The following is an 18,415-nucleotide window of genomic DNA, read 5'->3' as shown; positions in this document are numbered from 1 at the left end:
ACCCCGGCTTCGGCCGGGGTGTTGTTTTTTGTGACGGGCGCCGTGATTCGTTGACAAGCCGGAGAATGCGCTTGGTTAACATCGGACGGTCTACGAAGGATGCCGCCCCCGTGATGCCCGTTCGTCGTTCCCTGCTCGCGCTCTCCCTGTCCCTGGCGGTCGCCTCCGCCTCAGAAGCCCCGGCGGCTTCCAGTGCCGAAGATGCGGCGCAACGCTCGATGTGGATCGTGCGTTTCGCCGAGCCTGCGCTTGCTTCGTACACCGGTGTCCAAGTGAAGCGGGGTGGCAAGACGCTCGCTGCAACATCGCCTTCCATGACCGGCGCGCCGCGCCTCGACATGGCCTCGAGCGCGGTGCAGGCCTACCGCCAGGAACTGGCGGATCGACGCGAAGCCCGCCTCGATGCCGCCGCCGCGCAGTTGGGGCGTCCGCTCGAGCCGGCCTTCGTCTACGACGCCGTGTTGAACGGCGTGGCGCTCCGGTTGAGCGCCGAGGAAGCCGCTGTGATGGCCACGTTGCCCGGCGTCGTCGGCGTCGAGCGCGAACGAATCGAGCAGTTGCAGGACGACGTGTCCACGGCGCTGGTCCGCGCGCCAGACGTCTGGACGGGCGCAGCCGGCGTGGCCTCGCGCGGCGAGGGCGTGGTCGTCGGCATCATCGATTCCGGCATCAACCCGACGCATCCGCAGTTCGCGGCGGTGTCGCCCGTCGACGGCTACACGCACACGAACCCGAGGGGCACCTTCCTCGGCCTGTGCGGCACCGCCGCGGCGACGTGCAACAACAAGCTGATCGGCATCTACGACATGACGACGGGCAGCGGCGACGAGGAGGCCAATACCGGCATCGACCTCGACGGCCATGGCACCCACGTTGCGGGCACTGCTGTCGGCAACGCGGTGAACATCGTCAAGAGTTACGCCAACGGCGCTCAGCTGAACTACCAGATCCGCGGCGTGGCCCCGCGCGCCAACCTCATCACCTACAAGGCCTGCGAGGACGGCTGCGCGGGCAGTTGGACGCTGGCCGCGCTCAACCAAGCGGTGATCGATGGCGTCGACGTCATCAATTATTCGATCGGCGGCAGCAACGTGAGTCCCTGGTCGAACAGCAGTTCGCTGGCCATGCTCGACGCCCGCACTGCCGGCATCGTCGTCGCCGTTTCCGCCGGCAACAGCGGTCCAGACGTCGGTACGGTGCGCAGCCCCAGCGATTCGCCTTGGGTGCTTTCGGTGGCCAACACCACCCACGGCCGCCGCTACGTGAACCGCGTGCGGCTCAGCGGCGGTGCCACGGCCGCGCCGAACGGAGGCGTGATGGTCGGCCAAGGCCTCACGCTCGGCGTGGGCCCGGCGCCGCTGGTCCGTGATCCCGCGCACCCGTTGTGCAGCCAGGGCAGCGGCGACCTCAACCTGCCGGTGAATGGCGCCAGCAACCCCTGGCCGGCAAACCGCTGGAACGGCCAGGTGGTGGTCTGCAACCGCGGCGTGCAGGCCCGCGTGGCGAAGAGCAACAACGTCCGCTTGTCCGGGGGCGCGGGCACCGTCCTGCTGAACACAGCGGCGGAGGGCGAATCGACCATTGCCGACGAGCACAGCATCCCGACCACGCACCTTGGCTGGGCCGATGCCCAGGCCCTGCTGCAGTGGCTGGGCAATGGCAGCGGCCACACCGCTGCCATCGACGGCGCGGAAATGGAAATCCTCGAGGCCAATGCCGATGTGCTGAACACGAGCAGCGCTCGCGGTCCGTCGCCCGTGCTGCCCGGGGTCATCAAGCCCGACCTCGCGGCGCCCGGGTCGAGCATCTTGTCGGCCTCCCATCAGGGCACTGGCGACGCCACGCTCTCCGGCACCTCGATGGCCTCGCCGCACGTGGCCGGCGCAGCCGCCTTGCTGCGCGGAGCGAAGCCCTCGTGGCGCGCCGACCAGATCATTTCCGCATTGATGGGCACCGCCCGGACGACCGTGGCGCGGCGTGTCGGCGGTGCGGGCGTGCCGGCCAACGAGCAGGGCGCGGGCCGCATCGACGTGGCTCGCGCGCTGCGCGCGCCACTGGCCCTCGTGGTGCCGCCTGGGCAGTTCCTGTCGGGCAGTGGCGCACAGGCCAGCCTCAATCTTCCGTCGATGGTGTTCGGTGCTTGCAGTCCCACGTGTTCGCCACTCACGCGCACGGTGACCGACCTCATCGGCGGTGCCAGCTACCGCACGACCTTCACCGTGCCGGCGGGCGTCACGCTGACGCCGGCAGAGACGGAGTTCACCGTCGGCTCGGGGGCCAGTCGGGCGTTGCAGTTCAGTGCCCGCATCGATGATCCCGGCCTCTACGGGCGCTGGTTGTACGGCAGCATCCGCATCGCCCGCGTCGGTGGCAGCGCGGACGAGGCGCTGACCCTGCCGGTGGCGCTGCGCGCCCCGGTGACGGGCCTGCCGGCCGCGCAGACGCGCAACGTCGACAGCGATCGCGGCTTCTTCGATCTGGCCGTGCCGGGCCTCAATCTGGCCTCGCCGAATGCACGGTTCGCCGGCACGCGCCTCGTCGGCCTCACCACCACCCGCTACACACTCACCGCCGATCCCACGCCGACCGACCGATACGACAACTTGACCAACGGCGTCGGCTGGCACGCGATCAGCGTGCCGGCACCGGCCGGCAGCGAGCGCACGCGTGTTCGCATCGAGGTCGAACTGCAGGTGCCGGAAGGAACGCAGGCCTCGCTGATCGTCGGCAATGGTGGCGGCCCCGGATCGCGCAACCAGATTTGCGAGTCGACCACCCGCTGCGTGCTCGACGTCGAGCACTACGGCGATCCGGGGGCGCAGGCCTACTGGGCGATGGTGTGGAACCGCTCCGGTACAGGCGACTTCGTGGTGCGCCACAGCGTGCTGCCGCTGACCGCTGCAACCACCGGCGAGAACGCCCGCCTCACCGCGACTGGCCCCGGCAATGCCTCGGTCGGGCAGGGTTCGGCGGTGCGGGTCGGTTGGAACGACCCGACCTGGGCCGTGGGCGAAGTCCGCCGCGGCGCGGTGCTTGTGTCCGCTGCGCCGGGCCAGCAGCCGATGGGCGTGATTCCTTACACCTTGACTCGTGTCGCTGGCCCGAGGGGCGCGCTCTCGTTGGCACACGGCCGCGCGGAAACCGTCGGGCTCGTGGTCGGGGAAGCGCATGACGCGATGTTCATTGACGTGCCCGTCGGTGCGAGCGAACTGCGGGTCACCACGGGCAGCAGTGCCAACGTCGACGTCTACCTCGCGCGTCGCCCGGGGAACAGCGGTCCGGGCGTGCCGTCCATTCCCGTTGCACCGGCGCGTGGCGAGGCCTCGCATGTGGGCAATGGCGCAACCGGCAACGAATCGGTCACCGTGGCGTTCCCGGCCGCCGGTCGCTGGTACATCACGCCGGTGAACGCCTCCGGCGCGGCGGCCAATGCGACCGTCACGGCGTCGATCACCGCGGCGCCGCCGAGCGTGCGTCCGGGCGGCTACTTCAACGCCGATCGTTCCGGCCACGGCGTGTTCGTGTACCCCGCCGGGCCCGATTGGGCGGCCCTTTGGTACACCTATCTCGAGGACGGCACCAGCACTTGGTACTACCTGCAGGGGCCGCGCCCAGGTGCCAACGGCGTGTGGCGGGGCACGATGTTCCGCAGCGCCTGGAACGGCAGCGCCAACAGCCTGACCGCGGTGGGCGAGGCCACGGCGACGCCGACCGGGCCAGACGCCTTCACCTGGACCTGGACGCTGGACGGACAGACCGGTTCCGAGCCCCTCAGCGCTCTCGGCCGCGGCTGCCCGACCATCGGCGGCCAGCAGGTCAATGCCAGTGGCCATTGGTTCGATCCGGCGCGGGCAGGCAGCGGCTACAGCGTGCAACTGTTCCCGAACTACGAGTTCTACACCGTGTTCGGCTATGACGCGCGCGGCGTGCCGCGTTACCTGCTGGCCGAGCGCAACAGCGCCGGCGCCGCGACAGAGAGCCTCCCGCTGGGTCAGAACGCCGGCTTCTGCCCGCTCTGCGCCCGCAGTGGCATCCCCATCCGGACCCAGGTCGGCACGATCGAGCGGCGCTTCGCCAACGGCGCGCTGAGCGGCTTCACGTTGAACGCGAGCTACGTGGGCGGTGTGCCCGGTACGTGGGCGGCGAACGACAGCGTGACCGCGCTGGGCGAACGTCAAGACTGCGCGCCGTGATCGGCGGCGCAACGATGCGCGGCGCCCTGCGGGGCGGCTTGATCATCGCCGCAGCAGGGGTGTTGGCCCCCGTCGTGGCCCTGCCGGTCCAGGAGGATCTTGCGGGGCATTACCTCGTCGTGCGCCTCGACGCCGAAGGCCGACCTGAGACCGTCTTCCACCGGCGCGTGGCGCTGGACGGTGATCGCGCGGTGGACAGCGCCGGTGCGCTGGCGCTGGCCCGTGCGAACCCCGACCAACTCGTCGTCGAGGCCGAAGGTTGGCGCACCGTCGTCGAGGTGCCGCGCTTCATCCGCGGCGAGTTCGCCGCCAACGGTGTCGACGGCGCCATCGAAAGTCGTGTCGCCCCCGATGTGGAGCGCGCGTTCGTGGTCCGCGTTCCGGCGGGTGTCGGCGGTGAGCTGACGCTGTCGAATCTTGGCCGCGAGACCACGGTCGACCTCGGCATCGTGGAGCGCGAGGCCGCCTCGCTGCCGATTCCTTCCGTGCCCGAGGCCGAGCCGCAGAGCGCGTCGGGCGGCGACCGCGGCACCGCCAGCGGCCCCTCGTCGAACCGCGTCGACCTGCTGGTGATGGGCGATGGCTACACCGCCGCCGAGGCGTCGACCTTCGCCACCGACGTCGAGAACATGCGCGTCGCGATGTTCGGCTTCTCGCCGTACCGCGAGTACGCGAGCTTCGTGAACTGGACCTCGCTGTTCACCGCCTCGGCGCAGAGCGGCGCCGACCATCCGCCTTACCAGGCCGGCTGCACGACCACGAGCTGCTGCGCCGAGACGGCCGCGCAGAGCGACCCGCGCGCCAACACCTTCGTCGACACCGCCTTCGACGGCCGCTTCTGCACCAGCCAGATCCACCGACTGGTGACGGTCAACAACAGCAAGGTGCTCGCGGCCGCCAGCGCCAGCCCGAATTGGGACGAGATCATCGTGCTGGTGAACGACCCGGTGTATGGCGGCGCGGGCGGCAGCATCTCGGTCACCACCACCAACACCAGTGCGCGCCTCATCGTCGTGCACGAGTACGGCCACACCTTCCACCGACTGGCCGACGAGTACACCACCGCCTACCCGGGTTTCCCGGCCTGCAGCGATGTCAGCGGCACGCGCGCCTGCGAAGCGAACGTGACCGACCAGACGGTGGCGGGCAGCATCAAATGGGCCTCGTGGATCACGCCCGGCAACGCGATCCCCACGCCAGCCGGCACGGCGGGCATCGGCCTGTTCGTGGGCGCGCGTTACCAGACCACCGGCATGCACCGCCCCGCGAACAACTGCGCGATGCGCAGCCTCGGCGGACAATTCTGTTCCGTGTGCTCGCAGGAGTACGTGCTGCGGCTGTACCGCGGTGGTTGGGGCACGCCCTCGGCCGGCATCGACCTGATCGAGCCGGGCAGCGAAAGCCCGTCCACGGCGACCACCGTCAATGTCGCGGCGGGCGGCTCGCAGGTGTTCTCGGCGAGCGTGCTGCGCCCGCAGCCGGATTCGGTGAGCCTGCAGTGGTACGTCGACGGCGTGGCCGTCAATGGCGCGAATGGCACCAGTTTCACCTTCCAGCCCGGCACGGGCGGGCCCGCGACGCGCCAGATCGAACTGCGCGCCACCGACACCACGGCGCTCGTCCGTGCGGCGATGGCGGGTTCGGATCTCGTGCATCGGCGAATTTGGAACGCCAACGTGTCGAACAGCGGACTCGCGATGGCCAGCGTGGGTGATGCCAGCATCACTGAAGGCAACAGCGGCACCCGCAGCGTGGACGTGCCCCTGCAACTCTCCGCACCGGCACCTGCCGGAGGGGTCTCGGTTACCTTGTCCACGGCCGACGACTCCGCCGTGCAGCTGGGCGACTACGTGGCGCGCACTGCGACCGTCACTGTGCCCGCGGGGCAGACCTCGGCGGTGTTCACGGTGGTCGTCAACGGCGATGTGACGCCGGAGTCTGATGAGCGTTTCCGAGTCGTGGCGAGCGCTCCAGTCAATGCGTTGATCGGCGATGGCGAAGGCTTGGTGACCATCCTCGATGACGATGGCAGCATGCCGGCCTTCGCTGTCCGCGCCGACCGCGTTTCGATCGGCAGGGCCAGCACGCAGGCGACGGTGCAGGTCTTGGACAACGACGTGTTTACCGCTCCCCGCCTCGTCGGGGGAAGCCTCAGTCTGGTGGTGCCGCCAAGCCGGGGATCGGCATCAGTGTCGACCAACGGCACTCCGCAGGACGTGTCGGATGATCGAGTGCTCTACACGCCTGGATCGACGCTGGGGGAGGACAACCTGCGCTATCGCCTTTGTGAAGTGGGCGGACGCTGCAGCGAGGCAAACGTGCAATTCCTCCGACTCCCGGTAGAGGAGAGCAATGTGTCGCTCTCGGTGAGCCGTGACCGTGGCCACCAGATCGTGTCGATGTCGGGACTTTCGGCGCTGCCTGCCGCCCGCTTCGACGCCCATGGGTTGGTGGCTCCAGTGGTGGTTTCGCCCTCGATGTCCGCCGACACGACACCCGAGACACCGTTCGACACGGGCGGCAATTCGACGACGCTCCGGACCTTCGCCGCCACTCCATCCGCCCGCGCATGGCGGGTGTTCGTCGACGCGCGTTCGCTGTCCGGGGGCGATGTCGACGTCTACCTCGGGCTGGACGCCAACAACAACGGCCAAGCCGACAGCAGCGAAGTCGCGTGCGCGGCGGCGATGTCGTCGGTGGCGGAGCGCTGCGAGCTGGTGGTGAACCAGGCGGCCAATGCGACGGCCCGCTATTGGGTGCGACTGCACTCGCGCAGCGGGGCTCAGAACGCGCGGGCTGAACTGTTCGAGGTGCAGGTGGATCGTCCGCTGGCCCAGCGGCAGCTGGTTGCCACTGGCCCCGGTGCCGTGGCGGCGAATGCGGAGTTCCCGATGCGCCTTGTCTGGAACGACGCCACGCTGGCGCCGGGCCAGGTGCGCGGCGGTTGGCTGGAAGTGAAGTCGGACGCCAACACCTCGCTGGGCTGGGTGCCGGTACGGATCGAGCGCTGCGCCGGTGCGGCGGTGCCGTTCGCCCTGCTGAGTGGCGTCGATTACGCCATGGGGCTCGCGTCCTCCGCTGCGAACGAAGGGCTCTACATCGACGTCCCGCCGGGCTTGACGCGGCTTGAGGTGACGACGACCAGCGCGTCGAACGTCGACCTGCATCTCGCACGGGTCGACACGCCTGCGGCCAGCAGCGCGACGCCGACGGTGCCGAGCGCGCCGGCCCGCAACCTCGCGATCGCGAGTGCCGTGACGCCTTCGGGCAGTGAATCGCTCACGGTCAACAATCCCGCCGCCGGGCGCTGGTACGTGACGCCGGTGAACGCGACCGGCGGCACGGCGGACCTGACGGTGCGCGCGACGCTGACCGGCACCGGCCCGCAGCTCCGCCCTGGCGGTTTCTACAACCCGCAGCGCTCGGGCAATGGGCTGTTCCTTTACCCCGCGGGCGGCCAGTGGGCAGGGCTCTGGTACACCTACCTGCAGGACGGGACGACCACCTGGTACTACCTGCAGGGCGCGGCGCCAGGCGCCACGGGCCTCTGGCGCGGCACGATCTTCCGCAGCGCGTGGAACGGCAGCAGCAATTTCCTCACCCCCGTGGGCGAAGCGACGGTGACGCCGCGTTCGACGAGCGCCTTCACCTTCAGCTACACGCTGGACGGCGAAACCGGCAGCGAGGCCTACGAGAACTTCGGTGGCGGTTGCCCGACGTTCGCGGGGGCGCCGTTGAATGCCAGCGGCCACTGGTTCGACCCGGCGCGGGCGGGTTCGGGCTATAGCGTGCAGCTGTTCCCGAACTACGAGTTCTACACAGTGTTCGGCTACGACGCGCAGGGCGTGCCCCGCTACCTGATTGCGGAGCGCAACGGCATTGGCGCGGTCACCGAGACGCTAACGCTGTCGCAGAACACCGGTGCCTGCCCGCTGTGCAATCGCACGGGCAACCCGGTGCGCAGCACGGTGGGCACGCTGACGCGCACGGTGGGCAGCGGCACGCTGCAACGCATCCAGCTCACGGGCACCTACACGGCCGGCGTGGCCGGCACGTGGGCGGCGAACGATACCGTGACGCCGCTCGGCACCCTGCAGGGCTGCGCGGGGAACTGAAAGCGCTAGCCCGCGTAACGCGGGCTCAGTCGTCCTTCGCGGTCTCGAGGACCCACGGCATCATCGCCGTGGCCACCTCGCCGAGGGCGGCTTCGAAGGCGGGGACGACCGCCGGGAGCTTCTCCCGCTCGGCGGCCTGTTCAGCGCGGAAGCGGCGGCTGCCGACCACCTGGTGCGTTCGCTGGTCGACAAGCGTGGCTTGGAGCTCCACGACAACGGTCGGCGTCTTCGCCTCCTCGGCGTACGCCGCCTCGAAGTGGCGCAGGTCGAGGCGCAGCAGCAGGTCGGCGCCCAGCCCGTCGGTGGGTCGCACCACGGCGCGGAAGTGGCCATGGTCCGCGAAGCTGCCCACCAGCGCCGATTGCACGAGGTCCGGTGCGCTGTCCGCCCAGATCGCGCCGCTGTAGACCTGCAGCGTCGCCGGCTTGGGCCGCACGGCGATGCGGTTGCTGTCGAGCAGGGTGCTCGCATTCGGTTCGGCGATCGCCAGCGTCCGGTCGAGCTTCGGCCACGACTCGTCCGGCACCACCGAAACCTGCGGGGCGTAGACCACGAGATCGGCCTTGTCGCCAAGGGAGAGGCAGCCCGCGAGTGAGGCCGCGAGAGCGAGGGGCAGGGCGGTTCGGCGCAGGCTCACGGCGTGAACTCCTCGGGCGTGGAGCTGCCCAGCACGAGGCTGGACGGGCGTTCTTCGATCTTGGCGGCGGCGCGGTTCAACTGCCGCAGCACGCTTCGCAATTCGGCAAGCGTCGGCCCGACCTGGGTGAGGCCGTCCCGGCTGAATTGCTGCACGGCGCCGCGGTTCTCGGCTACGAGCGCATTCGCGTTGCCCGACAGCGCCTCGAACTCGGTGAGGGTGCGGTCGAGCTTGGTGAGGATCTGCGGCAGGTCCTTGTCGAGCGCGGCGACGCTGCGATCGAGCCCGCCCATGGTGCTTTCCGCGGTGGCGAGGACGCGATCGAGGCGCTCGGCCGAAGAGCGCGCATCGTGCAGCAACTGGGCGATCTCGCCACGCTCTGCCGCGAGCGTGCCGGTCACCTGCTCGAGGTTGGCCATCGTCTTCGAGACGTTCTCGACGGTTTCGTCGTTGAGCATGCGGTTGATGCGGATCAGCACGTCGCTGGCGGTCGTCGTGATGTCCTCGGACGAGTTCAGCAGCTTCGCGAACGCCGACTCCTGCGCAGCGATCCGCGGCAGGCCGTCGTCCTCATGGGCGTCCTTGAGCATCGGGCTCTGCGGGCTGCCGCCGCTCAGCTGGATCTGCACGAGGCCCGTCAGGCCGACGAAGGCCAGCTTGGCCGTCGTGTCGGTCTTCACCGGCGTGCCGGCGCCGACGCGGATGCGGGCGACGACCTTGCTCGGATCGGCGGCGTCGAGCTTGAGCTCGGCGACGTCGCCCACCGCGATGCCGTTGTACTGGACGACGCCGCCACGCGTGAGGCCGGTGACGGCTTCGGTGAAGACGACTTCGTACTCGTCCCATTGGCGGTCGGAGACGGTCTTCGCCGCCCAGAGGGCGAACAGCATCGCCAGCACCGCCACCGCCAGGGTGAAGGCGCCGATCAACACGTGGTGGGCTTTGGTTTCCATGGTTCAGGCCTCGCGTCGCGCGGCGCGGCCGCGCGGTCCGTGGAAGTACTCCTGCACCCAGGGGTGCTCGAAGCGTTCGATCTCGGCGATCGGCGCACAGGCGACGAGCTTGCGGTCGGCCAGCACGGCGACGCGGTCGCAGATGGCGTACAGCGTGTCGAGATCGTGGGTGATGAGGAAGACCGTCAAGCCCAGCGAGCGCTTGAGGTTGAGGATCAGGTCGTCGAAGGCGGCGGCGCCGATCGGGTCGAGGCCGGCGGTCGGTTCGTCGAGGAAGAGCAGGGGCGGGTCGAGGGCGAGGGCACGCGCCAGCCCGGCGCGCTTTTTCATGCCGCCGGAGAGCTGTGCGGGCAGCTTCTCGGCAGCCGTCGAAGGCAGGCCTGCGAGACGCATCTTCATCCAGCACAGCGCGTGCATCAGGTCGTCGGAGAGTTCGTGGTGCTCCTTCAGGGGCACCATGATGTTCTCGATCACGCTGAGCGAAGAGAACAGCGCGCCGCCCTGGAACAGCACGCCGGTCTGCGTTTCGATGGCGAGCCGGCTGGCCTCGTCGTCGGCCAGCGCGTCGATGCCGAACACGCGCACCGAGCCCGCCTGCGGTCGCCGCAGGCCGAGGATGGCGCGCATCAGCACCGATTTGCCCGAACCCGAACCGCCGACGACGCCGACGATCTCGCCCCGGTTCACCGTCAGGTCGACGCCATCGTGGACGACCTGCGAGCCGAAGGCATTCACCAACCCGCGCACCTCGATCGCTGGCGTGGAGAAATCGCAGGGCCGGGGCTTCACGGGGACTTTGGCGGCGCTCACCAGCCCATCTCCATGAACCACAGCGCGGCGAAGGCATCGATGATGATCACCAGCGATATGGTCTGCACGACGCTGGAGGTCGTGCGCTCGCCCACCGATTGCGCCGTGCCCTGCACCTGCATGCCTTCGAGGCAGCCGATCAGGCCGATGACCAGGGCGAACACCGGGGCCTTGGCCATGCCGGTGAAGAAATGGCGCACTTCGATGGTCTCGTGCAGCCGCGCGATGAACATCTCTGGGGAGATGCCCAGCATCGTCGTTCCGATGGTCACGCCGCCGGCGATGCCCGCCATCATGGCGAGGAAGGTGAGCAGCGGCAGCATCAGGACCAGCGCGACCACGCGCGGCAAAACCAGCAGCTCCATCGGGTCGAGCCCGAGCGTGCGGATGGCGTCGATCTCCTCGCCCGATTGCATGGCGCCGATCTGGGCGGTGAAGGCGCTGGCCGTTCGGCCGGCGAGCAGCACGGCGGTGAGCAATACGCCGAACTCGCGCAGGAAGCTGATGCCGATCAGTTCGACGACGTAGATCTCGGCGCCGAACTCCGCCAGCACCTCGGCCCCGAGGAAGGCCACCACGGCGCCGACCATGAAGCTGAGCAGTAGCACCAGCGGCACGGCGTCGAGGCCGACCGATTCCATGTGGGCGATGGTCGAGGTGATGCGCCAGCGCCGCGGGTTCCAGCCAATGCGTAGCGCCGTCAACAGCGCTTCGCCGCCAAAGGCGACGAGGGCGATGATCTCGCGCGCGTAGTCCTCGACCGTCAACCCGATGCGCGACAACATCGCGCGAACGCCGTAGTCCTTGACCACCGCGCGTGGTGGGTTCACGCAGATGTCTTGCACTGCCGCGAACAGCGGCGCGTGTTCGTCGCGGAGTCGCAGCGCGTCCCCGCCGTCGAGCCCCGCGTCGCGCGAGAGGCGCCAAAGCAGCATCGCGCCGCTGGCATCCATCTGGCCGATGCCGCGGGCGTCGATCAGCGCGGTTTCGGGGCCGCCGCGAGGTGCGGGGAGGGCCTCCAGGCGGGCTGCATGCGCCAACGTCCAATCGCCGCCGGCACGCCAGCACCCGGGCTGATCGGGGTCTTCGCGCAGGTGCGGCGTCTCGGCCATTCGGCTCCTTCAGGCGGGCAGCAGCATGCAACTCACGCCGGCAACCGTGAGCGCCACGCCGGCGAGCGCGCGACGGCTCAGGGGTTCCTTCAACCAGGCCCAGGCCAGCAGCAGGATGAAGACCGACGCGCTCTCGTTGAGGATAGCTGCCACCGAGGCCGACGTGAACTTGTAGCCGCCGAGCCAGAACACCATCGAGAGGAACTGCCCGACGAAGGCGGCGACCAGCAGCTTCCGCCACGGCACGCCAGCGAGCGGCGGCAGCGCCGGCCCGAGCCGACGGCGGAAGACGAGGGCCAGCAGCCACAGGCCGACCACGGCGCCGGTCATGCGCACCGCGGTCACCCACATCAGCGGCTGCGCTTCCAGCGTGCGCTTCACGAGGACGATGGCCACGGCCATCAGCAGAATGGCGCAGAAGCCGATCGCCAATCCCTTGAGCAGGGCCCGGCCGCCGCCCGCATCGTCGGGGCGTCGCTCGGCGACCAGATACACACCAAGGCTGACGAGGCCGAAGCCGATCATCTGCACGAAACTCAGGCGCTCGTCGAGGAAGACCACGCTGAGCAGGATCACCGCCGGGCTGTAGAAGTTGCCCAGCACGCCCATGCGTCCGGCGCCCAGCTGGTTCAAGGCGCGGAAGTACAGGGTGTCGGCGATGGCGATGCCAATGAAGCCGCTCAGCAGGGCCAGCCCCAGCTGGCTCGCGCTGAAATCGGGCCAGGCGAAGCCGTGCAGCAGCGGCAGGCTCACCAGCACCATGCCGAGCACGAGGCTGTTCTTCAGCAGGTTGAGTTGCAGCGGCGGCAGCGTCGCGCCGAGTTGGCGGTACAGGATCACGCCCACGGCCCAGACGGCCGCGGACAGCAAGGAAAGCAGTTCACCGAGGCCCATGGCCGGCATTGTCGTTGATGGGCATGGCTTTCTGCCATGCTTCCGCGCCATGAGTGCCGCCACCAGCCCGTTCCGCCAGCGCTGCAACTTCATCATCGACCTGGCGCGCCGCCTGCACGCCTGCGGCATGTCGACCGACCGTCTCGAAGGCGCGGTTCTCACGGTGTCGAAGCGCCTCGGCGTGCGCACTGAGATCTGGTGCAACCCCACCGGGATCATCCTCTCGTTCTCGAGCCCGCAGAAAAGCGACGGCGCCGAGATCACCCGCGTGCTCCGGCTGGCGCCGGGCGACATCAACCTGAAGGCGCTGGCGATGGTGGACGACATCGCCGAGCGCGTGACCGACGGCCGCATGGAGGTCGACGAGGGCCTGCAGGCGCTGACCGCATTGGATCGGCCGATGGGGCGCGAGAAGCTGGCGATCACCGTGCTGGCGTTCGGCTTGGCCTCGGGTTCGGTCGCGGCCCTGCTGCGCACCAGTTGGGCGGATGTCGCGGCGTCCGCGGTGATCGGGCTGATGATCGGCCTGCTTTGCGTGGCCTCGTCGAGCCGCCCGCGACTGCACGAGGCCTCCGATGCCATCGCCGCACTGCTCGCCACGTTGACGGCCTCGGCGATCGCCGCCTTTCTCACCCCGCTGTCGTTGCAGACGGTCGTCATCGCCTCGCTGATCGTGCTGATGCCCGGCCTGATGCTCACCACCGCGGTGGCCGAGCTCAGCAGCCAGAACTGGGCCTCGGGCACCGCGCGCTTCGCCGGGGCGACGGTGGCCCTGCTGAAGCTCACGTTTGGCACCATCGTTGCCACGCAGGCAGCGCATGCGCTCGGCTGGCAACCGCAGTTGATCAGTTCACCACAGCTCCCGGCCTGGGCCGAATGGGTGGGCCTGCTCGTCGGCTCCGCGGCCTTCGCCGTGCTGTTCGGGGCGGCGCGCCGTGATTTCCTGATCGTGATGGCGGGCGCGTGGATCGGCTATGGGCTCACGCGCCTCGGTGGCCAGATTCCGGGCCTGTCGTCGGAAGCGTTCGCCGGTGGCGTGTTCCTTGCGGGGCTCGGCGTGGCCATGGTCTCGAACGCGTTCGGGCGGATCTTCCGCCGGCCGGGGGCGCTGCTGCGGGTGTCCGGCATCATCCTGCTGGTGCCGGGCAGCGTGGGTTTCCGCAGCCTGAACTTCGTGATGGAGCGTGACGTGGTGCTGGGGCTCGACACTGCCGTGGCGGTGTTGAGCGCCCTGATCGCCCTCGTCGCGGGCCTGCTGTTCGGCAACCTGCTGGTGCCGCCGCGCCGCTACCTCTGAGAACGGCGACGCCGGCACGAGGCCGGCGTCGACGGGTGGGGCGGGTGGAGGGCCGCACTCAGATCGCGAAATCCTCGCGCTTGCGGCCCTTGGCGATTTCCTCGGTCATCCACTTCGGCAGGATGCCGCGGCCCGACCAGGTCTGTCCCGTTTCCGGATGGCGGTACTTCGCCGCGACCTTGGTGCCCTTGGCCGCCGACTTGCGCGCCTTCGGCGCAGTGGCCGGCTTGGCAGCCTTCGATGCCTTCGATGCGCCCGTGCCGGGGCCGGTGCCGAACAACTCGGCCAGCGTCCAGCCGTGCTTCCGGGCCGTGGCCGCCAGCGCCTTGCTCACCTCGGCCTGCGAAGAACGCTTCGCCAGCGTCTGCTTGCGCTGCTTGGCTTTGGAAATCAGGGCGTCCAGTTCCTTGGGCGACAGTCCATCCAGATCAACGGCCATTCGGGGCTCCTTGCGGGGTGTGGGAAGGGGTTATCCGGATTATCGGAGCCGATAATTCGGGGGGAATCCCGATACTAATCAGGCCCGGCGCAAATGAAAACGCCGCGACGGGCGCGGCGTTTTCATGGCGGGGTTTTCCCCGGGGGGATTACAGGCCGAGGCGCTCGAACACCTGCTCGCGGCTCAGGTTCTCCGATTCCGCCGCCGAGCGGGCGCGGTACTCGAAGGTGCCCGCCGAGAGGCCGCGTTCCGACACGACGACGCGGTGCGGCAGGCCGATCAGTTCGATGTCGGCGAACATCTGGCCCGGGCGCAGGCCGCGGTCGTCCAGCACCACTTCGACGCCGCGGGCGGCGAGGTCGTTGTACAGCGCCTCGGCCGCGGCGGTGACCGTGGCATCGCCCTTCGGGTTGATCATGCAGACCGCGACGCGCCAGGGCGCCATCGCCTCCGGCCAGCAGATGCCGTTGGCGTCGAAGTTCTGCTCGATGCCCGCCGCGACGATGCGCGAGACGCCGATGCCATAGCAGCCCATGTACATGACCTGGGCCTTGCCCTCGGCGTTCAGCACGGTGGCCTTCATCGCCTCGGCGTACTTCTGGCCGAGCTGGAACACGTGGCCGACCTCGATGCCGCGGGCCAGCTTGATGGTGCCGTGGCCGTCCGGCGAGGGGTCGCCTTCGACCACGTTGCGGATGTCGGCGACGAGCGTCGGCTCGGACAGGTCGCGGCCGAAGTTGACGCCGGCGAGGTGGAAACCGTCTTCATTGGCGCCGACGACGAAGTCACACATCGCGGCCACGGTGCGGTCGGCGATGACGGTGATCGGCTGCTTCGGCGCGACCGGGCCCAGGAAGCCCGGCGAAGCGCCGAGGTGGGCGCGGATTTCCTCTTCGGTGGCCAGCCGGAGCTCGGCGAGACCGGCGATCTTCGACAGCTTGATCTCGTTGACGACATGGTCGCCGCGGACGAGGGCCAGCACGAAGCCCGTGCCGCCCAGCACCTTCGCATCACCGACCACGGCCACCGACTTCACGGCGCGCGTCAGCGGCAGGCCAAGCAATTCCGCCACGGCCTCGCAGGTCTTCTGCGTAGGGGTGGCCACCTTGGTCATCGATTCCGAAGCGGCAGCGCGCGGCGCGGCGGGAGCCACCGCCTCGGCCAGCTCCACGTTCGCGGCGTACTGCGAGGTGTCGGAGAACGCGATGGCGTCCTCGCCCGAATCGGCCAGCACGTGGAACTCATGCGAGGCCGAACCGCCGATGGCGCCGGTGTCGGCGTTCACGGCGCGGAACATCAAGCCCAGGCGCGTGAAGATGCGCGTGTAGGCGTCGTACATGTTCTGGTACTCGCGCGCCGTGCACTCGGGCGTGACGTGGAACGAGTACGCGTCCTTCATCAGGAACTCGCGGGCGCGCATCACGCCGAAGCGCGGGCGGATTTCGTCGCGGAACTTGGTCTGGATCTGGAAGAAGTTCTTCGGCAGCTGCTTGTAGCTGGCCAGTTCCTGGCGCGCGAAGTCGGTGATGACTTCCTCGTGCGTCGGGCCGAAGCAGTATTCCTGCTGCTTGCGATCAGTGATCTTCAGCAGCTGGCCGCCGAACTTGGCCCAGCGGCCGGTTTCTTCCCACAACTCTTTGGGCTGTACGGCTGGCATCAGCACTTCAATCGCGCCGGCGCGCTCCATTTCCTCGCGGACCACGGATTCCACCTTGCGCAAGGCGCGCAAGCCGAGTGGGGTCCAGGTGTAGAGGCCGGCGCCGAGCTTCTTGATCATCCCCGCCCGCAGCATCAGCTGGTGGCTGATGACTTCGGCGTCGGCGGGGGTTTCCTTGGTGGTGCTGAGGTGGAACTGCGAAAGGCGCATGCGGGCTCGGTCGGAAAACGCAAAGCCCGCATTCTAGCGCCGAGCGCGGGCCTTGGCCCGCGCCTTCAGCCCTGCGGCGAAGCGGCCGGGGCGTCCTCACCCTCACGCGGGCAGTAGGCCGCGACGGCCTGCTCGCTGAGGCGGCGCTGCTGGGCCTTCTCTTCCGCCGTCAGCGGCTCGGGTTTGCCGTCGCCGTCCTTGTCCATTTCCACGAGCGCCGGGCCGCTCAGCTGCTGCAACGCCACCCGGGCGCGGTCGCAGGCGATCACTTCCTCGGTGGTGCGCGTCGGGGCCGCGGGAGCGCGTCCCGCTTCAGTGCCTACCGTCCGGTCGCGGATGCCACGGGTTTCGTACTGCACCCCATCTGGCGGGGTCTGGGCGTAATGGCGCACACCGTTGGCGTCCACCCAGGTGTAGACCGGATCTTGGGCATTCAGGGCAGGGGTGGCGGCGAAAAGGGCGACGGTGATCAGGCCGGCAAGCAAACGCATGGGGACGCTCCAACAGGACTCCCCGCATGGTAGCGCCATCGGACCGGGAGGGGGCAGGGCAGGCGGCCCAGCGGCTACACTCGCGCCATGGACCCCAAGCCCGACGATCTCACCCCCGCCCCGCCGCCGCGACCGCGCAGCCGCCACATCTACCTGCTGCCCAACCTGCTGACCACGGCGAACATGTTCGCCGGCTTCTACGCCATCCTGGCCGCGGCGAATGGCCGTTTCGAGGCGGCCTGCGTCGCGGTGATCGTCGCGGGCGTGTTCGATGGCCTCGACGGCCGCGTGGCGCGCATGACCGGGACCACCAGCGAGTTCGGCGTGCAGTACGACTCGCTCTCCGACCTGCTCAGCTTCGGCATGGCGCCGGCCCTGGTGATGTACCACTGGGCCCTGGCCCAGCTCGCGCTCGATGGCGGTGTCTGGGGCAAGGTGGGCTGGGCCGCTGCCTTCCTCTACGTCGCCTGTGCCGCCCTGCGTCTGGCCCGCTTCAACGTTTCGGCGGGCAGCACGGACAAGCGCTGGTTCATCGGACTCGCCAGCCCTGCGTCGGCGGGCACGATGATCAGCGTGGTCTGGTGCTTCACCGAACTGGGCTGGAGCGGTGATGAGATGCGCTGGGTGGCCCTGCTCGTCACCACCGCCTGCGCGCTGCTGATGGTGAGCCGGATCCGCTTCTTCAGCTTCAAGGGCTGGCCCGGCGACCGCGTGCCGTTCTGGTTCATGGTGCTGGTGGTCGCGGTGCTGGTGGCGCTGCTGATCGACGCGCCGAAGGTGATCTTCGCCGTCGCGATCGTCTACATCCTCAGTGGCCCGATCGTCTGGCTGTGGCAGCGTCGTCGCTCGGCAGCGGCCTCGGCGTGACCTGGTCGCCGTTGCAGCGCCGCGTGCTGGAGGCCTTGGGCCATGCGCCGGTGCAACGGCGCTCCGCCGGTGCCGGGATGGCCGAACCCTTGGCCGCCATGGTGCTGCCACCGCGCTTGCGTGGGGGCTTGGAGCGCTGGGTCGGCGCGCTGTGGGCCGAATGGCCGTCGCCGCACGGCCGGCCCGGCGATGCCGCCTTCAAGCGCGCCCTGTGGCGGCGCGTGCGCGACTGGCGTCGCGGGGGCTGAAGCTTGGCGGCGCAGCTGCAGCAGGCGGTGCAATTCCGTCCGATGCGGCAAGCGGACGTGCCCCTCGTGGCAGCCATGGAGGATCGGTCGTACGCGTTTCCGTGGACTGCCGGCATCTTCCGCGACTGCCTCGGCGCGGGGTATGCCTGCTGGGTGGCGGAATCGACCGAAGGCTTGATGGGCTACGGCGTGCTCAGCGTCGGCGCCGATGAAGCGCATCTGTTGAACCTCTGCGTCGATCCGGCCTGGCAGGGGCATGGCCTCGGCCGTCGCCTGCTGCGTCGGATGATCGATCTCGCGCGCTGGCACATGGCCGATCGCGTTTTCCTCGAGGTGCGTCCGTCGAACCCGAATGCCATCGCGCTGTACGCGAGCGAGGGCTTCGTTCGCATCGGCCAGCGGCCGCGCTACTACCCGGCAAAGGACGGCCGCGAGGACGCCATCGTCATGGCCTTGGACCTGGTGGCGCCGGGCTCGGCACCACCGGCTTGA

The 18,415-nt window shown here is 69.3% G+C and carries 14 protein-coding genes; 6 read left to right on the top strand and 8 right to left on the bottom strand.

The genetic code is table 11. The features are described from left to right. Nucleotides 1-113: 113 nt before the first annotated feature. Both O9280_RS05895 and O9280_RS05890 read left to right on the top strand, forming a co-directional pair. Complete coding sequence (locus O9280_RS05895) at nucleotides 114-4,193, top strand: S8 family serine peptidase (protein WP_298340076.1); 4,080 nt, start codon at nucleotides 114-116, stop codon at nucleotides 4,191-4,193. Further along, nucleotides 4,190-8,308: a M64 family metallopeptidase gene (locus tag O9280_RS05890; RefSeq protein ID WP_298340073.1), complete on the top strand. Its 4,119-nt coding sequence runs from the start codon at nucleotides 4,190-4,192 to the stop codon at nucleotides 8,306-8,308. The genes O9280_RS05895 and O9280_RS05890 overlap by 4 nt, the downstream gene beginning before the upstream one ends. 25 nt (nucleotides 8,309-8,333) lie before the next feature. Here the strand turns inward: O9280_RS05890 and O9280_RS05885 are convergent, their stop codons facing one another. From O9280_RS05885 to O9280_RS05865, 5 genes are read right to left on the bottom strand one after another with little or no spacing between them, the layout of a single operon-like run. Continuing rightward, on the bottom strand, nucleotides 8,334-8,945 hold the full coding sequence (locus O9280_RS05885; protein WP_298340070.1) for an ABC-type transport auxiliary lipoprotein family protein: 612 nt from the start codon (nucleotides 8,943-8,945) through the stop codon (nucleotides 8,334-8,336). Beyond that, on the bottom strand, nucleotides 8,942-9,898 hold the full coding sequence (locus tag O9280_RS05880; RefSeq protein WP_298340067.1) for an MlaD family protein: 957 nt from the start codon (nucleotides 9,896-9,898) through the stop codon (nucleotides 8,942-8,944). Before O9280_RS05880 ends, O9280_RS05885 begins: the two co-directional genes overlap by 4 nt. Nucleotides 9,899-9,901: 3 nt before the next feature. Further along, entirely contained in the window at nucleotides 9,902-10,708 is an 807-nt protein-coding gene (locus tag O9280_RS05875) for an ATP-binding cassette domain-containing protein (RefSeq protein ID WP_298340065.1), read from the bottom strand. After that, a complete protein-coding gene (locus O9280_RS05870; RefSeq protein WP_343228731.1) occupies nucleotides 10,705-11,820 on the bottom strand; it encodes an ABC transporter permease in 1,116 nt (371 codons plus the stop codon). Before O9280_RS05870 ends, O9280_RS05875 begins: the two co-directional genes overlap by 4 nt. A gap of 9 nt (nucleotides 11,821-11,829) precedes the next feature. Then, on the bottom strand, nucleotides 11,830-12,714 hold the full coding sequence (locus tag O9280_RS05865) for a DMT family transporter (protein WP_298340062.1): 885 nt from the start codon (nucleotides 12,712-12,714) through the stop codon (nucleotides 11,830-11,832). A 49-nt stretch (nucleotides 12,715-12,763) separates the two neighbouring features. On the opposite strand from O9280_RS05865, the gene O9280_RS05860 reads away from it, so the two are divergent. Next, complete coding sequence (locus O9280_RS05860; protein ID WP_298340059.1) at nucleotides 12,764-14,011, top strand: threonine/serine exporter family protein; 1,248 nt, start codon at nucleotides 12,764-12,766, stop codon at nucleotides 14,009-14,011. 58 nt (nucleotides 14,012-14,069) lie between these two features. Here O9280_RS05860 and O9280_RS05855 read toward each other — a convergent pair whose 3' ends face one another. From O9280_RS05855 to O9280_RS05845, 3 genes are all read right to left on the bottom strand, one after another. After that, nucleotides 14,070-14,450 (bottom strand): H-NS histone family protein, encoded by a 381-nt coding sequence (locus tag O9280_RS05855; RefSeq protein ID WP_298340054.1) that lies wholly within the window; start codon nucleotides 14,448-14,450, stop codon nucleotides 14,070-14,072. A 148-nt stretch (nucleotides 14,451-14,598) separates the two neighbouring features. Then, complete coding sequence (locus tag O9280_RS05850) at nucleotides 14,599-16,317, bottom strand: proline--tRNA ligase (protein ID WP_298340051.1); 1,719 nt, start codon at nucleotides 16,315-16,317, stop codon at nucleotides 14,599-14,601. 65 nt (nucleotides 16,318-16,382) lie between these two features. Beyond that, nucleotides 16,383-16,808 (bottom strand): DUF4124 domain-containing protein, encoded by a 426-nt coding sequence (locus tag O9280_RS05845; protein WP_298340048.1) that lies wholly within the window; start codon nucleotides 16,806-16,808, stop codon nucleotides 16,383-16,385. 87 nt (nucleotides 16,809-16,895) lie between these two features. Between O9280_RS05845 and pssA the strand changes: the two genes are divergently transcribed. The 3 genes from pssA to rimI are packed head-to-tail and all read left to right on the top strand — an operon-like array spanning nucleotide 16,896 to nucleotide 18,415. Next, nucleotides 16,896-17,675 (top strand): CDP-diacylglycerol--serine O-phosphatidyltransferase, encoded by a 780-nt coding sequence (pssA, locus tag O9280_RS05840; RefSeq protein WP_298340045.1) that lies wholly within the window; start codon nucleotides 16,896-16,898, stop codon nucleotides 17,673-17,675. Further along, nucleotides 17,639-17,923, top strand: coding sequence for a hypothetical protein (locus O9280_RS05835; RefSeq protein ID WP_298340042.1), 285 nt, complete (start codon nucleotides 17,639-17,641; stop codon nucleotides 17,921-17,923). Before pssA ends, O9280_RS05835 begins: the two co-directional genes overlap by 37 nt. A gap of 42 nt (nucleotides 17,924-17,965) precedes the next feature. Further along, on the top strand, nucleotides 17,966-18,415 hold the full coding sequence (rimI, locus tag O9280_RS05830) for a ribosomal protein S18-alanine N-acetyltransferase (RefSeq protein WP_298340618.1): 450 nt from the start codon (nucleotides 17,966-17,968) through the stop codon (nucleotides 18,413-18,415).

It is taken from the genome of Silanimonas sp., from assembly GCF_027531545.1.
GTDB lineage: Bacteria > Pseudomonadota > Gammaproteobacteria > Xanthomonadales > Xanthomonadaceae > Silanimonas.
This window is presented reverse-complemented; position numbering and strand designations above follow the sequence as displayed.